Raw genomic sequence first — 17,562 nt, forward strand, 5'->3', positions numbered from 1 at the left:
TGTGGCACGGCCGGTCCCCGGCTCAAGTACGCACAAATAAGTGCGTACTTACCCCCGGGCACACGAGCGTCAACCTCGGGTTGACACTCCCAGAGTGTCAACCTAGGGTTGCCTCATGACGAATCCAGTCGGCATGACGGTCCCCGTCCGCCTCGACGAACTGATCGACGCCATCAAGAGGGTCCACCCCCAACCCCTCGACCAGCTCTCCGACGCGGTCATCGCCGCGGACCACCTCGGCGAGGTGGCCGACCACCTGATCGGCCACTTCGTCGACCAGGCGCGCCGCTCGGGCGCCTCCTGGAGCGAAATCGGCAAGAGCATGGGTGTCACCCGGCAGGCGGCCCAGAAGCGCTTCGTCCCCAAGGACCCCGGCGAGCCCTCCGCGCTCGACCCGAGCCAGGGCTTCGGTCGCTACACCCCCCGCGCCAAGAACGTCGTCATGGCCGCGATGAACGAGGCCCAGGCCGCCCGCAACCCCGAGATCCGCCCCGAGCACCTGCTGCTCGGCCTGCTCGTCGAGCCCGAGGGCCTCGCCGCGAAGGCCATCACCGCGCAGGACGTCCTGCTGGACACCGTCCGCCAGGCCGCCACCGCGGCCCTCCCGCCCGCGGCCGACCAGGTCCCCGACCTCATCCCGTACGACGCGGCCGCCCGCAAGGTGCTGGAACTCACCTTCCGGGAGGCCCTGCGGCTCGGTCACAACTACATCGGGACGGAGCACATCCTGCTCGCCCTCCTGGAGTTCGAGGACGGCTCGGGCGTCCTGGCCGGGCTCGGCATCGACAAGGCGGCCACCGAGGCGCGGCTCGCCGAGGCCCTGGCCGCCGCGGTGGGGCCTCTCACCCACGAGTGAAGTATTGAACTGATCGATACGAAACTGCTACGGTCCCCCCATGGCCCGACCGAGGATGTTCGACGAGGAGCGGGCCCTGGACGCGGCGATGCGCACGTTCTGGGAGAAGGGATACGAGTCCACCTCCACCCAGGACCTGTGCGAGGCCACCGGGCTGGGGCGCAGCAGCATCTACAACACGTTCAAGAGCAAGCACGACCTGTTCGAGCGCGCCCTGGCCCGGTACATCGACACCATGACCACGGCTCAACTGGCCATCCTGGAGGACCCGGGGCGGTCGGGCGCCGACCGCGTCCGGGCCCTGCTCGCCACGATCGTCGACAACGAGACCGAGTACCGCTCCGGCGGCCGCAGCCTGGGCTGTCTGACCGTGAACACCACGGTGGAGCTGGCCGGGCGCGACGCCAGGGCGGCGGGGATGCTGGAGCGTGACACGTCCCGCCGGCTGGCGGCCCTCCGCGCGGTGATCGAGCAGGGCAGGCGCGACGGGAGCATCACCTCCACGCGGGACGCGGGCGCGCTGGCCCGCTTCATCAACGCGACGATCGGCGGCATGCGCGTATCCAGCCAGGGCGGCGCGGACCGGGCCACCCTGGAGGCGATCGCCGAGGTCGTCATGGACGCCCTGACCCACTGACCCCCCCGCCGCCGCGGCCCCATTGCCGCACCCCGCACCGCCTCACCGCCCCACGGCGGTGCGTTTTCACGCCCACGTTTTGAACTGATCAATACATAACTCTCGAAGGAGTTCGCCCGTGCCTCGTGCCGTGTACGTCCTGGCGCTCGGCATCTTCGCGATGGTGACCAGCGAGTTCGTGGTCGCCGGGCTGATGCCGCAGATGGCCGACGGGCTGGACGCCACCATCCCCCAGATCGGGTACCTGATCACCGCGTTCGCGGTGGCCATGGCGGCCGGCGGGCCGTTCCTGACTGTGGCGGTGATGAAACTGCCGCCCCGGACCGCGCTGATGGTGCTGTTCGCCGTCTTCCTGGCCGGCAACGTGCTGGCCGCCACCGCGACCGGCTACCCCGTCATGATGGCCGCCCGGATCGTCACCGGCATCGCCTCCCAGGCCTTCTTCGGTGTCGGGATCTCGCTGTGCGCCCAGCTCACCCGCCCCGAGGTGCGCGGCCGGGCGATCGCCGTCGCCATGAACGGCCTCATGCTCGGCACCCTGCTCGGCCTGCCCCTGTCCACCCTGGTCGGCGAGCGGTTCGGCTGGCGCGCGGCCTTCTGGACCATCTCCGCGCTCACCCTGGTCGCCGCCGTGGCCACCCTGGCCGGCGTGGAGCGTCTGGAGCGCGCCCGGGCCGGGGGCGGCTTCCGCGAGGAACTCGGCGTCTTCAAGAACCCCCGGCTGTGGCTGGCGCTGTCCACCAGCACCCTCATCATCGGCGCCACCTTCGCCGCGTTCAGCTACTTCAACCCGATCCTCACCGAGCTCACCGGCTTCTCCACCGGCACCGTCCCCGTCCTGCTGATCGCCTACGGCGCCGCCACCGTCGTCGGCAACACCGTCGTCGGCCGCTTCGCCGACCGCCACACCGTCCCCGTGCTCGCCCTCGGCCTCGTGCTCAACCTGCTCTTCCTCACCGGCTTCGCCCTCTTCGCCGACCTGCCCGCCCCCGCGGTCGTCTGCATGATGGGCATCGGCCTGGTCGGCGTCACCATGAACCCGGCCATGGCCACCCGCGTCCAGCGCACCGGCAACGCGGGCCCGCTGGTCAACACGGTCCACTCCTCCTTCATCACCCTCGGCATCATCCTCGCCTCCTCCCTGGGCGCCGTCGTCATCGACGCCTGGGGCCTGCGCGCCCCGCTCTGGCTCGGCGCCGCCATGGCCGTCCTCGGCCTGGCCACCGTCCTCCCCGACCTCACCCGCCGCCCCGCCCCCGCGTCGGACGCCTCCCGCCCGGCGGAGGTTTCGGCGCCGGAGCCGGACTCGGCCCCGATACGCTCCTGACGGGCGGCGGGCAGGCGTATCGTTCCTGCCATGCGCTGCGGGATATGCGGGTCCGGCCGGCTGAGTCCGGTCGCCGAGCTCACGTCGTCCGACTCGATGCAGAAGCGGCTGCGGCTGCGGTTCCCCCGCCTGGGGGCGTTCAAGTCCCGGCCGACGTTCCACGCCGGTTTCGCGCGGGCCTGCCGGGACTGCGGGGCCCTGCTGCCGTTCCTCGGCGAGGAGGAGCGGCGGCGGCTGGACGCGGAGGCCGACGGTCTGGCCCCGGCCGAGGGCGCGCCGGTCGACACGGATTCCGGGGGCGGGGACGCGAGATGACCTCGCCCCGTGTGCTGATGGCCCGCAACTCCGAAGGCAGCGGGCCGGGCCGGCTGCTGCCGTGGCTGCGCGACGAGGGGCTGACGGTGGTGGAGCTGGCGGGCTCCGAGGCGCCCGACCGGCCCGCCGGGTATGACGCGGTCGTGCTGCTCGGCGGCGGGTTCCTGCCGGACGACGACGCGCATGCGCCCTGGCTGCCCGCTCAGCGCGCCCTCACCCGCCGGGCCGTGGCGGAAGGGGTGCCGCTGCTCGGGATCTGTCTGGGGGCCCAGGTGCTGGCGCTGGCGGAGGGCGGCGCGGTGGAAGGTTCGTACGGGCGGCCGGAGCGCGGGTCGTGCACCGTCGAGCTGCGCGGGGAGGCGGCGGGGGATCGGCTGCTGGCGGGGGTGGAGCGGCGGTTCCGCGCCATTCAGAACCACCGCGACCAGATCACGCGGCTTCCGCCCGGCTCGGCCCACCTGGCGCGGAGCGAAGCGTGTCCGGTGCAGGCCTTCCGGGTCGGGGAGTGCGCCTGGGGCGTGCAGTTCCACCCCGAGGCCGGCGCGGACCGGCTCGACGGCTGGGACGAGGCGGCGCTGGCCGAGAAGGGCCTCGACCTGGCCGCCCTGCGCGCCGAGGCCCGGGCCGCGGAGCCGGCCGCGACGCACACCGCGCGCCGGCTGGTCGGCAACTTCGCCGCCGTGGTGCGCACCTGACCGGTTCGGCCGCGAGCGCGCCGACCCCACAGGGGGTAAATGTCGATATCAAGGACATTCACCCCCATGAAAGGCGTGTCATGAAGTTCGCAGTCATCGGCGGCACCGGGCTGATCGGCTCGCAGGTCGTCAGGGATCTGAACGCCGCCGGCCACCAGGCCGTACCGCACGCGCTGTCCACCGGAGTCGACGTGATCAGCGGCCGGGGACTGGACGAGGCGGTGGCCGGAGCCGACGTCGTCGTCAACCTGACGAACTCCCCGACCTTCGACGAGGCCTCCCCGGCGTTCTTCCGGACCTCGATGGACAACCTTCTGGCCGCGGCGCGGAAGGGCGGCGTCCGACACGTCGTCATCCTCTCCATCGTCGGCGCGGACCAGGTGCCGGAGCTGGACTACTACCGGGCCAAGGTGCTCCAGGAGGACATCCTCGCGGCCGGGCCGATCCCCTACTCCATCGTCCGCGCGACGCAGTTCATGGAGTTCATGGACGCCGTCCTGACCTGGACCGCCGACGACGGCACCGTCCGGCTGCCCGCCACGCCGATCCAGCCGATCGCCGCCAAGGACGTGGCGGCCGCGGTGGCGGAAGTCGCCGCCGGTCCCCCGCTGAACGGCATCCGCAACATCGGCGGGCCCGACGTCTTCGCCCTGGACGAGCTGGGCCGGATCACCCTGGCGCACAAGGGCGACCGCCGCACCGTCGTCACCGACCCCACCGCCGGCATGTTCGCCGCCGTCAAGGGCGATGTCCTCACCGACCAGAACGCCCGGCTCGCCCCCACCCGCTACGCCGACTGGCTCTCCTGACCCGCGCGCGCCCGCTCAGTCGCCCAGCACCGGCAGCAGCTCCGGCAGGTGCCCGTCCGAGGCCAGGGCCGCCGCCTGGCGGTCGGCGGGGACCGGGCCGTAGGTGGTGGTGCGAGGGCGGGCCGGGCGGCCCGCGGACTCGGCGATGGCGACGAGGTCCCGGACGGAGCGGTACGAGCCGTAGGAGGAGCCCGCCATGCGGGAGATGGTCTCCTCCATCAGGGTGCCGCCCAGGTCGTTGGCGCCGGAGCGGAGCATCTCGGCCGCGCCCTCCGCGCCCAGCTTCACCCAGCTGGTCTGGATGTTGGGGATGTGCGGGTGGAGCAGCAGGCGGGCCATGGCGGTGACGGCCCGGTTGTCGCGGGCGGTGGGGCCGGGGCGGGCGATGCCGGCGAGGTAGACGGGCGCGTTGGTGTGGATGAAGGGCAGGGTCACGAACTCGGTGAAGCCGCCGGTCTCCTGCTGGATCCTGGCGAGCAGCCGCAGATGGCCCAGCCAGTGGCGGGGCTGGTCCACATGGCCGTACATCATCGTGGAGGAGGACCGGATGCCCAGTTCGTGGGCGGTCTTGATGACCTCGACCCAGGTGGCGGTGGGGAGCTTGCCCTTGGTGAGGATCCAGCGCACCTCGTCGTCGAGGATCTCGGCGGCGGTGCCGGGGATCGTGTCGAGCCCGGCCTCGCGGGCGGCGGTCAGCCACTCGCGGATGGACAGGCCGGTGCGCGTCGCGCCGTTGACCACCTCCATCGGGGAGAAGGCGTGGACGTGCATCCCCGGCACGCGCTCCTTCACGGCGCGCGCGATGTCGAAGTAGGCGGTGCCGGGCAGGTCCGGGTGGATGCCGCCCTGCATGCACACCTCGACCGCGCCCACGTCCCAGGCCTGCTGGGCGCGGTCGGCCACCTGGAACAGCGACAGGCTGTAGGCGTCGGCGTCGGTGCGGCGCTGTGCGAAGGCGCAGAAGCGGCAGCCGGTGTAGCAGACGTTGGTGAAGTTGATGTTGCGGGTGACGATGTACGTCACGTCGTCGCCGACGGTGGCGCGGCGCAGGTCGTCGGCGATCCGGCAGAGCGCGTCGAGCGCCGGGCCCTCGGCGTGGAGGAGGGCCAGCGCCTCGGGGTCGGTCAGCCGGGTGGGGTCGTCGGCGGCGACGGACAGGGCGGCGCGGACGTCCCCGTCGATACGGGACGGGGCCATGCCGGGCGCCGCCGCCTCGCGCAGCGCCTCCCAGTCGCCGTACACCTCGTCGAAGTCGTCGCGGCGGTCGCCCGTACGGCCCTCGGTGTCGATGGTGCGGTGCAGGTCGGTGCGGCCGGAGGCGGCGAAGCCCTCGTCGGGCTCCTGCCAGGGCAGGCCGGCGGGGGTGGCGTCCTCCCGGGCCAGGCCGGTGGCCGGGTCGGCGAGGGCGCTGACGTGGGGCAGCAGCCGGGGGTCGAGCCAGGGCTCGCCGCGCTGGACGAACTCGGGGTACACCGCGAGCCGCTCGCGCAGCCGGAAGCCGGCGGCGGCCGACTGCTCGGCGAGCTCGTCCACCTGCGGCCAGGGGCGCTCGGGGTTGACGTGGTCGATGGTGAGCGGGGAGACGCCGCCCCAGTCGTCGATGCCCGCGCCGATGAGCCGCGCGTACTCCCCGTCGACCAGGTTCGGCGGCGCCTGGATGCAGGCGGCGGGGCCCAGGATGTGGCGGGCGACGGCGACGGTGGCGACCAGGTCGTCGAGCTGGGCGTCGGGCATGCCGCGCATCGCCGTGTCGGGCTTGGCGCGGAAGTTCTGGATGATGACTTCCTGGATGCCGTGGTAGGCGCGCGCCACGCGGCGCAGCGCGAACAGCGACTCCGCACGCTCCTCGTAGGTCTCCCCGATCCCGATCAGCAGCCCGCTGGTGAAGGGGACGGAGCTGCGCCCGGCGTCCTCCAGGACGCGCAGCCGCACGGCGGGCTCCTTGTCCGGGGAGCCGTAGTGCGGGCCGCCGGGCTCGCTCCACAGCCGCTCGGCGGTGGTCTCCAGCATCATGCCCATCGAGGGGGCGACGGGCTTGAGCCGCTGGAAGTCCGTCCAGGTCATGGCGCCCGGGTTGAGGTGGGGCAGCAGCCCGGTCTCCTCCAGGATCCGGATGGAGATGGCCCGGACGTACGCGATGGTGTCGTCGTAACCCTCGGCCTCCAGCCACTCGCGCGCCTCGGGCCAGCGGTCCTCGGGCCGGTCCCCCAGGGTGATCAGCGCTTCCTTGCAGCCCAGTTCGGCCCCGCGCCGGGCGATGGCGAGGACCTCGTCCGGAGACATGAACATCCCGTGCCCGGCCCGGCGGAGCTTGCCGGGCACGGTGACGAAGGTGCAGTAGTGGCACTTGTCCCGGCACAGGCGGGTCAGCGGGATGAAGACGCTGCGGGAGTACGTGATGACCCCCGGGCGGCCCGCGGCCGTAAGGCCGGCGTCGCGGACCCGGGCGGCGGAGGCCGTCAGGTCCGCGAGGTCCGTCCCGCGCGCCTGGAGCAGCACCGCCGCCTCGGCGGTGTCCAGCGCCACGCCGTCCCGGGCCCGTTTGAGCGCGCGGCGCATCGCCGTGGGGGTGGGGGCAGTCTGGGCGGACGGCTCGGATCCCTGCGCGCTGGTGGTCATCCTCCGAGCATACGAGGGGGGTCCGACACCGCCAGACCGGCTGGGCCAGCGGTTTTGTGGGTCTCCTCACGGCGGTTTGGGGCCCGGGCGGGAATACCGGGCGGGGCTGCGGGAGCGGGCGTTCAGGCGAGGGCCTGCCCGGTGGCGGCTTCGGGCCCGGTTCCCGTACGGGCGATGAGCGCTTCCACGCCGTCCAGGATGCGTTCGAGGCCGAATTCGAGCGGGTCGGTGTCGTCGGGGGCGAAGAGGCCGTGGGCGATGGCCCGGGTCAGCGCGGGGAAGCGGTCGGCGTGCCGTTCGAGCAGTTCGCCGGTCAGCCGGCTCCACTCCTCGCTGTGGGCCTCGTCCGCGTCGGAGAGCTGCTGGGCGAGGTTGCGGACGAGCCCGATGGCGAGCAGGAAGACCTGGTGCTGCTGAGCGGCCGTCAGGCCGGTGGGCGCGAGGGCGGCGAGCGCGGCGTCGAGCCAGCCGAGCTGGTGCGGGCCCATGACCTGGCGGCGCATCGCGGTGGCGGCGAGCAGCCAGGGGTGGGCCCGGTAGACGGCCCAGCACTGGCGGACCCACTCCTCCAGCCGCGGCCGCCACCCGGGGCCCGCGGCCGACAGGTCGGGCCCGCCCGCGAGGACGGATTCGACCATCAGCTCGACGAGTTCGGCCTTGCCGGGCACATAGCGGTAGAGGGCCATCGCCGAGACGCCGAACTCGGCGGCGACCTTCTGCATGGAGATCGCCTCCAGCCCCTCGGCGTCGGCGAGGGCCACGGCGGCCTGGGCGATGCGGCGGGGTTCGAGGCTGGGCTTGGGGCCCCGGGTGGGCTGGTCCTGTTCGCCCCACAGCAGCGCGACGCCCGCTCGCAGATCGCGCTTCTTCTCCCTGCTCCTGGCCATCACGGTGCTCCCTCTCTCGTGGCGTTCTCTCTCGCGGCGGTCGCTCGCATGGCGTTCTCTCTCGTGGCGTTGACAGGCACCACCAACTGTATATAGCTTAAATAGCACCGCTTACGACATAAACAGTTTAAGGGAGTAACCCATGCTGGGTACCGTCATCGCCGCCTCCGCCGCCACCGTGCTCGCCGCCCCCGCGGCCGGTCTGCTCGGCTACCGGCAGCTCAAGCGCGCGGCCAACGCCAAGCTGCTGCGCATCGCCACCCCCGGCGGCATCGACGAGTCCGGGTTCGTCCGCGTGGGCGGCATCGACCAGTGGGTCTCGATCCGGGGCGAGGACCGCCGCAACCCGGTGATCCTCGAGATCCACGGCGGCCCCGGCGCCGCCAACTCCATCTACCTCCCACGCACCCGCGCCTGGGAGCGGCACTTCACCGTCGTGCGGTGGGACATGCGGGGCGGCGGCCGGACCTTCGGCCACGGCGGCCCGGAGGGGCAGGGCGAGATGACCTTCGAGCGGATCCTCCAGGACGCGCTCGAGGTCACCGAGCACGTGCGCGCCAGGATGGGCGTCGAGAAGGTCCTGCTGGTCGCCAACTCCTTCGGCACCGTCTTCGGACTCCGGCTCGCCCGCAGCCACCCCGAGCTGTACTCCGCCTACGTCGGCACCGACCAGAACATCATCGCGGGCGGCCGCGACCGCTCGGCGTACCACGCCCTGGTGCGCCGCCTGCGCGCCGTCGGCAAGCGCAAGGAACTCGACGCCGTCACCGGCATGGGGCCCGACGCGGCGCGCTGGACCGCGCGGCAGTGGACCGAGTACCACAAGCTCGTCGTGGTGTCCGACCCGCTGACCTACGACACCATGAAGACCGTGGTGATCCGGTCGCTGTGGTTCTCACCGCTCCACCGGCTCGGCGAGCTGCGCCGCTACCTCAAGGGCATGGACTTCTCGGAGCGGCTCGCACCCCAGACCGTGGCCTTCGACGAATGGGCCGACGGCACCGACTTCCAGCTCCCGTTCTTCGTCTTCCAGGGCGAACACGACGTCATGACCCCGCCCGAGCCGGCCAAGCGGTTCTTCGACGACGTCTCGGCGCCGGTGAAGGACTTCGCGCTCATCCGCGACGCGAGCCACTTCGCGTCCTTCCGCCACCCCGACCGGTTCCTCGACCTCATGCTCACCAAGGTCCGCCCGGTCGTCACCGGCGAGCCCGCGCTCGTCCGGTGACCGCGCCGCCGTGCGCATGTCCCCTCGCGGCCATCGAGTTATCCACAGGCCTTTCCGCGCGCGTCACTCACGCGTACAACGGTGTGAGCGCCGGCGGCACCGACAGCGACAATGGCGGTGACGGCGGCGATGACGGTGACGGTGACGGACGCGACACGACGGCCTCAGGGGGCACTGCATGCAGCGACGCGAGGTACTCAGACTCTCCGCCCTTGCGGGCGCGGCGGGCGTGCTCACACTCGACCCGGTGACCTTCGCCCACGCCCAGGAGCGCGACGGCGAGGACAGCGCGGACAGCTCGGACCGCGAGCAGGCCAGGACGGTCACGGGGCATCTGCCCACCGGCTCACCCGACTTCGTGTACCTCCCGGTGGAGGTCCCGCGGGGCGTCCGCGAGATCGCCGTCTCGTATTCCTACGACAAGCCGACCGTCCCGGCCGGCACCCAGGGAAACGCCTGCGACATCGGCATCTTCGACGAGCGCGGCACGGACCTGGGCGGGCGCGGCTTCCGCGGCTGGTCCGGGGGCGCCCGCACCGAGTTCGCGATCAGCGCCGAGCAGGCGACGCCCGGGTATCTGGCGGGGCCGGTCAAGGCGGGCACCTGGCATGTCGTGCTCGGCCCGTACACGGTCGCTCCGCAGGGGCTCGACTACAAGGTCACCGTCACGCTCCGGTTCGGCGAGCCGGGCGAGACGCCGAAGCCCGTGTACCCGCCGCAGCGGGCCAAGGGGCGCGGCCGGGCCTGGTACCGGGGTGACTCCCATCTGCACACGATCCACTCCGACGGCAAGCGCACCCCGGCCGAGGTGGCCGCCGCCGCCCGGGCCGCCGGGCTCGACTTCATCACCACCACCGAGCACAACACCACCTCCTCGCATCCGGTATGGGAGGGGCTGTGGGGCGATGACCTGCTGATCCTCACCGGCGAGGAGATCACCACGCGCAACGGCCACGTGGTGGCCCTCGGCACCGACCCCGGCGTCTTCATCGACTGGCGCTACCGCGCCCGGGACAACCGGTTCGGACACTACGCCCGCAAGATCAGGCAGGCCGGCGGCCTGGTCATCCCCGCCCACCCGCACGGCACCTGTGTCGGCTGCAACTGGAAGTTCGGGTTCAACGAGGCCGACGCGGTCGAGGTGTGGAACGCGGACTTCACCCCGGACGACGAGGTCACGGTCCAGGAGTGGGACAACACCCTGGTGGCCGCCGCCCGCGGCGACGGCCGCTGGCTGCCCGCCGTGGGCCACAGCGACGCCCACCGCGAGCCCCAGGTCGTCGGGTTGCCGCAGACGGTGGTGCTCGCCGACGACCTGTCCCGCACGGCCATCCAGGAGGGCATACGGGCCGGGCGCTGCTGGATCGCCGAGTCCTCGGCGATCGACCTCTCCTTCTCCGCGGTCGGCGGCCGCGGGCAGCACGCCGGCATCGGCGAGCGGCTGAACGTCGCCCGCCGCGACGAGGTGACGGTCCGCCTCAAGGTCTCCGGCGTCGGCCCCGGCTGCTCGGTCCGGCTCATCACCGACCAGGGCCAGCTCTACGCCACGGCACTCCCCGACTCCGGCTCGGCCGACGTGGAGTGGCGCACGACGGCCTCGTACGCGGCCTACGTACGCGCCGAGGTCCGCCGGGCCCCGAAGGACGGCGGAGCGTCGGGGGTGCCGGGACCGATGGCGGCAATGACCAACCCGATATGGCTGGGCGAGGCGTAGCCCGGCGGGGCGGGGCGTAGCGGGGCGGCGAGGCGGCCCCCGGGGCGCGGGACCGGCTTCGGCCCCGCCAGGGTGCGGGACGGCCTCGCCCCGCCGGGGCGCGGGACGGCCTCGGCGCGGGCCGGCCTCCGCCCCGCCGGGGGCCGTCGCGCCACGCCGGGGCCTGTCGCGCCCCGCCGAGTACCGGCCCCCGCCCCACCGGGGCCGACACCCGCGTCGGCGCCATCACCCCTTCGTGCTGACCGTCCTCGTGTCGCGTCCGGATCGCAGCAGGCGGCCCGGCACCGCGCCGGTGACGTGGTCGTCCCGGATGGTCTCGACGCCGCCGACCCGCACGCTGACGACGCCCATCGCGCGGGAGTCCAGCCGGGGGCTGTCCCCCGGCAGGTCGTGGACCAGCGTCGCCTGGCCCGCGTCGATCCGCTCGGGGTCGAAGAGCACCAGGTCCGCGTGGTAGCCCTCGGCGACGCGGCCGCGCTCCCGCAGGCCGAAGAGCCGCGCCGGGTCGTCGGTGAGCATCCGCACCGCCTGCTCCAGGCCGACCAGCCGCCGCCCGCGCAGGCAGTCGCCCAGGAAGCGGGTGGTGTACGGGGCCCCGCACATCCGGTCCAGGTGGGCCCCGGCGTCCGAGCCGCCCAGGAGCACGTCCGGGTGCTCCCAGGTCCGCCGCCGTAGCTCCCAGCTCGCCGGGTCGTTGTCGGTCGGCATCGGCCACAGCACCGTGCGGAGTTCGTCGGCGGCGCAGATCTCCACCAGGCAGGTGAAGGCGTCCGTGCCGCGCTCGGCGGCGATGTCCCGCACGACCCGCCCGGTCAGCCCGGCGTTGGCCGGGGAGTAGGTGTCGCCGATGACGTACCGCTCGAAGGTGGCCAGCCGCCGGAAGACCCCGGCCTCGGGGCTGTGCGCCCGCCGCAGCATCTCCTCGCGGACGGCGGGGTCGCGCAGCTTCGCGATCCGCTCCGGGACCGGAAGACCGAGGATCTCGCCCCACCCGGGGATGAGGTTCAGGGCGCAGAAGGTGCCCAGCGACATGTTCATGGGGGTGAGGATCGGCATGGTGAGCGCGACGATCCGGCCGCCCGCCTCACGGGCCCGCTCGCTCGCCTGCAGCTGGCGCGGCACCCGCTCCGGCACGGCCGCGTCGATCGTGAGGACGTTCCAGTTCAGCGGCCGTCCGGCGGCGGTGGTCATCGCCACGAAGAGGTCGATCTCCTCGTCCGAGAACCGGTCCAGACAGCCCGCGACGATCGCCTCGATCTGTGTCCCCTCGTGCTCGCCCACCGCCCGCGACAGCGCGATCAGCTCGTCCGGCCCGGCGTGGCGGGAGGCGACCGGCTTGCCGTCCCCGTCCGAGTGGGTGGAGGACTGGGTGGTGGAGAGGCCCCAGGCCCCGGCGTCCATGGCCTCGTGGAAGAGCCGCAGCATCTCGTCCAGCTGCGCGGCCGTGGGCCGCCCGCCGATCGCGTCGGGCCCCATGACATGACGGCGCAGCGCGCAGTGCCCCACCATGAAGCCCGCGTTGACCGCGATCCGCCCGTCCAGCGCGTCCAGGTACTCGCCGAAGGAGTGCCAGTTCCACGGCGCGCCCTCCTCCAGCGCCACCAGCGACATGCCCTCGACCTTGCTCATCATCCGGCGGGTGTAGTCGGCGTCCTCGGGCCGCTTCGGGTTGAGCGGCGCGAGCGTGAAGCCGCAGTTGCCGCCCACGACGGTGGTGACGCCGTGGTTCAGGGAGGGGGTGGCGTACGGGTCCCAGAACAACTGCGCGTCGTAGTGGGTGTGCGGGTCGACGAACCCGGGCGCGAGCACGAGCCCCGTCGCGTCCTCGACGCTCCGGGCCCGTTCGGTCGTGGTGCCGGGCTCGGCGATGACCGCGATCCGCCCGTCGCGCAGGCCGACGTCGGCGACGTACGAGGGGGCGCCGGTGCCGTCCACGACGGTCGCCGCCCGGATGAGGTGGTCGAGCACGGTGGTTCTCCCTTCATGCCCAGTCGCGGGACATGCTCAGCCGCGGATCCCGTCCAGCCGCGGATCAGGTTCAGCCGCGGATCACGTCCAGCCGCGGATCAGGTTCAGTCGCGGGCCGCCTGGCGGAAGCGGGTCGTACGGTGCACCGGGTCGGTGTCGATCTTCGGGATCACGTGCTCGCCGATCAGCTTGATCGTGTTCAGCGTGTCCTCGCGGCCGATCCCGATCGGCAGCCCGAAGGACAGCTGGTCCGCGCCCGCCTGCTCCCACCGCTTGCACTGCCGGAAGACCTCGTCCGGGTCGCCGCAGATCATCAGCTCCTCAGCGATGAGCAGCTCGATGATCTCCTCGGTGTACTCGGGCAGCAGCTCGGGCCACTCGGGGATGCCCTCCGGGCGCGGGAAGGTGTCGTGGTAGCGGAACAGCAGCGACTGGAGGTAGTTGAGCCCGCCGCCGACCGCGATCTCGACCGCCTTGGCGTGGGTCTCCGCGCAGATCGCCGTGGACGTCACCATCACGTTGTCGTTGACGAAGCCGCCGACCGGCTCGGCCTCCTTGACGGCGTTCTTGTACGAGTCGAGGACCCACTCCATGTCGGAGACCTTCTGAACCGAGAAGCCGAGCACCCCGAGCCCCTTGCCGCCCGCCATCGCGTAGGAGGACGGCGACCCGGCGGCGTACCACATGGCCGGGTGCGAGGCCCCGTACGGCTTGGGCAGGACCTTGCGCGGCGGCAGAGACCAGTGCTTGCCCGTGAAGCCCTGGTACTCGTCCTGGAGCCACATCTTGGGGAACTCGGCGATCGTCTCCTCCCAGATCTCCTTGGTGTGGTTCATGTCGGTCACGCCCGGCAGGAACCCGAGGATCTCGTGGCTGCCCGCCCCGCGCCCCGAGCCGAACTCGAAGCGCCCGCCGGAGAGGTGGTCGAGCATGGCGACCTTCTCGGCGACCTTGACGGGGTGGTTGACCTGCGGCAGCGGGTTGAAGATCCCCGAGCCGAGGTGGATCCGCTCGGTCGCGTGCGCGAGATAGCCGAGGAAGACGTCGTTGGCCGACAGGTGGGAGTACTCCTCCAGGAAGTGGTGCTCGGAGGCCCACGCGTACTTGAATCCCGACCGGTCCGCCTGGATGACGTACTCGGTCTCCTCGATCAACGCGTGGTGCTCGGCCTCCGGGTCGGCCTCCTGCCGACTCCTGGGCACGTATCCCTGCACAAAGAGCCCGAATTCCATGGAGGGTCACCGCCTTGGATCGCATCTGACGCTCCGTCAGATTTTGATTGACTCTGGCACCGCGAGGTGTGACCGTCAAGGCCAGGAGCGGCCGCATAAGGCGTTCGTGCGCCCCGCCCCGCAGAAGACCCCTCAGAAGACGGAGACCCCCGCGAGCCATCCGCCGTCCACGACGAACGGCTGGCCGGTGACGTACGAGGAGTCGTCCGAGGACAGGAACAGCGCCAGCCGGGCGACCTCCTCCGGCCGCCCGATCCGCCCCAGCGGCACCAGCTTCCTGTACAGCTCGTCCACCGCCGCCGACGCCTCGGCGAGGTCGGCGCCGGGGTCGAGCTGGGCGGGGTTGGTCATCGGGGTGTCGATCGCCCCGGGGCACATCGCGTTGACCCGGATCCCCTTGGGCGCCAGCTCCATCGCGGCCACCCGCGTCATCCCGAGGACGGCGGCCTTGGTCGCCGCGTACGAGGTCAGGAACGTCATGCCGGACAGCGCCACGTACGAGGCGGTGTTCACGATCGTCCCCCCGCCGGCCGCCTCCAGCTCCGGCACCACCGCCCGCATCCCGAGGAACGCGCCGACCTGGTTGACCCGGACGACCGCCAGATACTCCTCCAGCGGGGTGCCGGCCAGCTCGTTGAAGCGCAGGATCCCCGCGTTGTTGACCAGCCCGTCGACCTTGCCGAAGGCGTCCTTGGCGGCCGGGACGGCGGCGGCCCAGTCCTCCTCCCGCCCCACGTCCAGGTGGACGTACCGGGCCGCGTCCCCCAGCTCCTTGGCGAGCGCCTCGCCCTGCTCGTCCAGCACATCGCCGAGCAGCACCCGCGCGCCCTCGGCGACGAACAGCCGCGCCTCCTGCTCCCCCTGCCCGCGCGCCGCCCCGGTGACGATGACGACCCGCCCGTCCAGCTTGCCCACTGTTGCCTCCTCGTCCGTGAAATCCCGGTCAGTCGTCGAGGTGCGGAGCGACCTCGGCGGCGAAGGCCGCCATCTGGTCGATCAGTTCGGCCCGGTCGCGGCAGCGGAACCGCACCTGGATCTGGTCCACCCCCATCGCCGCGTACGCGCGCAGCGACTCGGCGAGCCGGTCCGGCGTCCCGGTCAGCGTCCGCCGGCCGACCTCCCAGCCGGGGGCGCCCACGTACAGGGGCTCCGCGATGGCCCCGATCTCGGCGGGCTCGGCGCAGCCGGGGTCGCGCCGGGCGGCCCGCTCGCGCAGCTCGCGCAGCCTGGCGATCTGCCCCGGCAGCCGGTCCCGCGGATCGCCCTGGGGCAGCCAGCCGTCCCCCCGCTCGGCCGCCCGGCGCACCGCCGCGGCCGAGGACCCGCCCACCCACAGCGGCGGGCGGGGCAGCTGCGCGGGGCGCGGGGCCTGCCCCAGCCCCGCGAACACGAACCGCTCGCCGCGGAAGGCGGGGAACTCCTCGGGGCCCAGCGCGGCCTTCAGCGCGTCGATGGTCTCGTCCAGCAGGGCGCCGCGCGCGGCGAAGTCCACCCCGAGCGCCTCGAACTCCTCCCGTACGTGCCCGGCCCCGACCCCCAGGATCAGCCGCCCGCCGCTCAGGTGGTCGAGCGTGGCGTACTGCTTGGCGCTCAGCAGCGGGTGCCGCAGCGCGGCGACCGCGACATGGCTGAGCAGCCGCACCCGCTCGGTGGCGGCGGCCAGATAGGCGAGGGTGGCCACCGGGTCGTACCAGACGGTGCCCATGGCGGCGGCCAGCCGCCTGGGGATCGCGACGTGGTCGCACACCGCGATGTACGCGAAGCCGAGCCGGTCGGCGGCGCGGGCGATCTCCACGAGGTCGGCCGGGCCGGCCCGCGCCTCCCACGGCTCGGCGAACATGGTGCTCTGCGACTGGACCGGAAGCTGGATCCCGTAGCTCAGCCGCCCTTCGGGCAGGACCCGCACGCCGCCGCCTCCTCCGCGGTCACGCCCCGGGACCGGCCCACAGGCCGTCCCCCGTGAGCCCCAGCAGCTCGATCGCGTTGCCGCGCACGATCCGCTCCACGACGTCCTGCGGCAGATGGCCCATCTGGGCCTCGCCGACCTCCCGCGACTTGGGCCAGGTCGAGTCGGAGTGCGGGTAGTCCGTCTCGTACAGGACGTTGCCCACCCCGATGGCGTCCAGGTTGCGCAGCCCGAAGGCGTCGTCGAAGAAGCACCCGTAGACGTGCTCGGCGAACAGCTCGGACGGCGGCCTCAGCACCTTGTCGGCCACTCCGCCCCAGCCCCGGTTCTCCTCCCAGACCACGTCGGCGCGCTCCAGGACGTACGGGATCCAGCCGATCTGGCCCTCCGCGTACATGATCTTCAGGTCGGGGAAGCGGTCCAGCTTGCCGCTCATCAGCCAGTCGACCATCGAGTAGCAGCAGTTGGCGAAGGTGATCGTCGAACCGACCGCCGGGGGCGCGTCCGCCGAGGTCGAGGGCATGCGGGAGGACGACCCGATGTGCATGGCGATGACCGTCCCGGTCTCGTCGCAGGCCGCGAAGAAGGGGTCCCACGCGTCGGTGTGCACCGACGGCAGCCCCAGGTTCGGCGGAATCTCCGAGAAGCACACGGCCCGCACCCCGCGCTCGGCGTTGCGCCGCACCTCCGCGGCGGCCAGCTCGGCGTCCCACAGCGGGATGAGGGTGAGCGGTATGAGCCGCCCCCGCGCCGCGGGCCCGCACCACTCCTCCACCATCCAGTCGTTGTACGCGCGCAGCGCCAGCAGCCCGAGTTCGTGGTCCTTGGCCTCGGTGAAGGTCTGCCCGCAGAAGCGGGGGAAGGTCGGGAAGCACAGCGCGGACTGCACGTGGTTGACGTCCATGTCCGCGAGCCGGTCGGGGACGGAGAAGGAGCCGGGCCGCATCTGCTCGTAGGTGATCGCCTCGAGCCTGACCTCGTCCCTGTCGCACCCGACGGCGGTGTCGAGGCGGGTGAGCGGCCGGGTCAGATCCTCGTACACCCACCAGTCCGCGATCGGCCCGTCGTCGCCGGGGGCGCCCATCTTCGGGGCGAACTTCCCGCCGACGAAGGTCATCTCCTTCAGCGGCGCGCGGACGACGCGCGGCCCGATGTCGCGGTACTTCGACGGGAGGCGGTCCCGCCAGACGTGAGGGGGTTCGACCGTGTGGTCGTCCACCGAGATTATCTTCGGGAAGCTCTCCATGCGTGTCACGGTAGCGCCGATCTGACGATGCGTCAGCTAGTGCGTCCGCGCGCGCTTCAAGAGGCCGGGGACCAGGGACGGCCCAGGACAAGGCGCGGTCTTTACTGACGTACGCGCCGAGGC

Annotated in this window: 15 protein-coding genes; 8 read left to right on the top strand and 7 right to left on the bottom strand. The window is 72.6% G+C overall.

All coding sequences use genetic code 11. The features are described from left to right. Positions 1 to 115: 115 nt before the first annotated feature. The 6 genes from ABFY07_RS05110 to ABFY07_RS05135 all read left to right on the top strand — a co-directional run bounded on the left by ABFY07_RS05110 (position 116) and on the right by ABFY07_RS05135 (position 4,639). Positions 116 to 856, top strand: coding sequence for a Clp protease N-terminal domain-containing protein (locus ABFY07_RS05110; protein ID WP_346173280.1), 741 nt, complete (start codon positions 116 to 118; stop codon positions 854 to 856). A 40-nt stretch (positions 857 to 896) separates the two neighbouring features. Continuing rightward, positions 897 to 1,493, top strand: coding sequence for a TetR/AcrR family transcriptional regulator (locus ABFY07_RS05115; protein ID WP_346173281.1), 597 nt, complete (start codon positions 897 to 899; stop codon positions 1,491 to 1,493). Positions 1,494 to 1,611: 118 nt separating this feature from the next. Then, the gene (locus tag ABFY07_RS05120; RefSeq protein WP_346173282.1) at positions 1,612 to 2,820 is read left to right on the top strand and encodes an MFS transporter; all 1,209 of its coding nucleotides are present in this window, start codon (positions 1,612 to 1,614) and stop codon (positions 2,818 to 2,820) included. Between the two features lie 30 nt (positions 2,821 to 2,850). Next, a complete protein-coding gene (locus ABFY07_RS05125; protein WP_346173283.1) occupies positions 2,851 to 3,135 on the top strand; it encodes a hypothetical protein in 285 nt (94 codons plus the stop codon). Continuing rightward, positions 3,132 to 3,830 carry a type 1 glutamine amidotransferase gene (locus tag ABFY07_RS05130; RefSeq protein WP_346173284.1) on the top strand — a complete coding sequence of 233 codons (699 nt, stop codon included), beginning with the start codon at positions 3,132 to 3,134 and terminating at the stop codon, positions 3,828 to 3,830. Before ABFY07_RS05125 ends, ABFY07_RS05130 begins: the two co-directional genes overlap by 4 nt. Before the next feature lie 80 nt (positions 3,831 to 3,910). Beyond that, complete coding sequence (locus ABFY07_RS05135) at positions 3,911 to 4,639, top strand: SDR family oxidoreductase (RefSeq protein WP_346173285.1); 729 nt, start codon at positions 3,911 to 3,913, stop codon at positions 4,637 to 4,639. Positions 4,640 to 4,654: 15 nt separating this feature from the next. Here ABFY07_RS05135 and ABFY07_RS05140 read toward each other — a convergent pair whose 3' ends face one another. After that, complete coding sequence (locus tag ABFY07_RS05140) at positions 4,655 to 7,258, bottom strand: bifunctional FO biosynthesis protein CofGH (RefSeq protein WP_346173286.1); 2,604 nt, start codon at positions 7,256 to 7,258, stop codon at positions 4,655 to 4,657. Positions 7,259 to 7,380: 122 nt separating this feature from the next. Then, positions 7,381 to 8,145: a TetR/AcrR family transcriptional regulator gene (locus tag ABFY07_RS05145; RefSeq protein WP_346173287.1), complete on the bottom strand. Its 765-nt coding sequence runs from the start codon at positions 8,143 to 8,145 to the stop codon at positions 7,381 to 7,383. 142 nt (positions 8,146 to 8,287) lie between these two features. On the opposite strand from ABFY07_RS05145, the gene ABFY07_RS05150 reads away from it, so the two are divergent. Next, positions 8,288 to 9,373, top strand: coding sequence for an alpha/beta fold hydrolase (locus ABFY07_RS05150; protein ID WP_346173288.1), 1,086 nt, complete (start codon positions 8,288 to 8,290; stop codon positions 9,371 to 9,373). Positions 9,374 to 9,551: 178 nt separating this feature from the next. Further along, a complete protein-coding gene (locus ABFY07_RS05155; RefSeq protein ID WP_346173289.1) occupies positions 9,552 to 11,087 on the top strand; it encodes a CehA/McbA family metallohydrolase in 1,536 nt (511 codons plus the stop codon). A 225-nt stretch (positions 11,088 to 11,312) separates the two neighbouring features. Here the strand turns inward: ABFY07_RS05155 and ABFY07_RS05160 are convergent, their stop codons facing one another. The 5 genes from ABFY07_RS05160 to ABFY07_RS05180 form a co-directional block, all read right to left on the bottom strand. Next, complete coding sequence (locus ABFY07_RS05160; RefSeq protein WP_346173290.1) at positions 11,313 to 13,055, bottom strand: N-acyl-D-amino-acid deacylase family protein; 1,743 nt, start codon at positions 13,053 to 13,055, stop codon at positions 11,313 to 11,315. 104 nt (positions 13,056 to 13,159) lie between these two features. After that, positions 13,160 to 14,287 carry an LLM class flavin-dependent oxidoreductase gene (locus ABFY07_RS05165; RefSeq protein ID WP_346173291.1) on the bottom strand — a complete coding sequence of 376 codons (1,128 nt, stop codon included), beginning with the start codon at positions 14,285 to 14,287 and terminating at the stop codon, positions 13,160 to 13,162. A 132-nt stretch (positions 14,288 to 14,419) separates the two neighbouring features. Beyond that, positions 14,420 to 15,202, bottom strand: a complete 783-nt coding sequence (locus ABFY07_RS05170) for an SDR family NAD(P)-dependent oxidoreductase (RefSeq protein WP_346173292.1) — start codon at positions 15,200 to 15,202, stop codon at positions 14,420 to 14,422. Between the two features lie 28 nt (positions 15,203 to 15,230). Beyond that, positions 15,231 to 16,193, bottom strand: coding sequence for a TIGR03619 family F420-dependent LLM class oxidoreductase (locus tag ABFY07_RS05175; RefSeq protein ID WP_346173293.1), 963 nt, complete (start codon positions 16,191 to 16,193; stop codon positions 15,231 to 15,233). Between the two features lie 19 nt (positions 16,194 to 16,212). Then, positions 16,213 to 17,439 carry an amidohydrolase family protein gene (locus ABFY07_RS05180; RefSeq protein WP_346173294.1) on the bottom strand — a complete coding sequence of 409 codons (1,227 nt, stop codon included), beginning with the start codon at positions 17,437 to 17,439 and terminating at the stop codon, positions 16,213 to 16,215. Between the last annotated feature and the right edge of the window lie 123 nt (positions 17,440 to 17,562).

Source organism: Streptomyces sparsogenes subsp. cuspidosporus, from assembly GCF_039532705.1.
Taxonomy (GTDB): Bacteria; Actinomycetota; Actinomycetes; order Streptomycetales; family Streptomycetaceae; genus Streptomyces; species Streptomyces sparsogenes.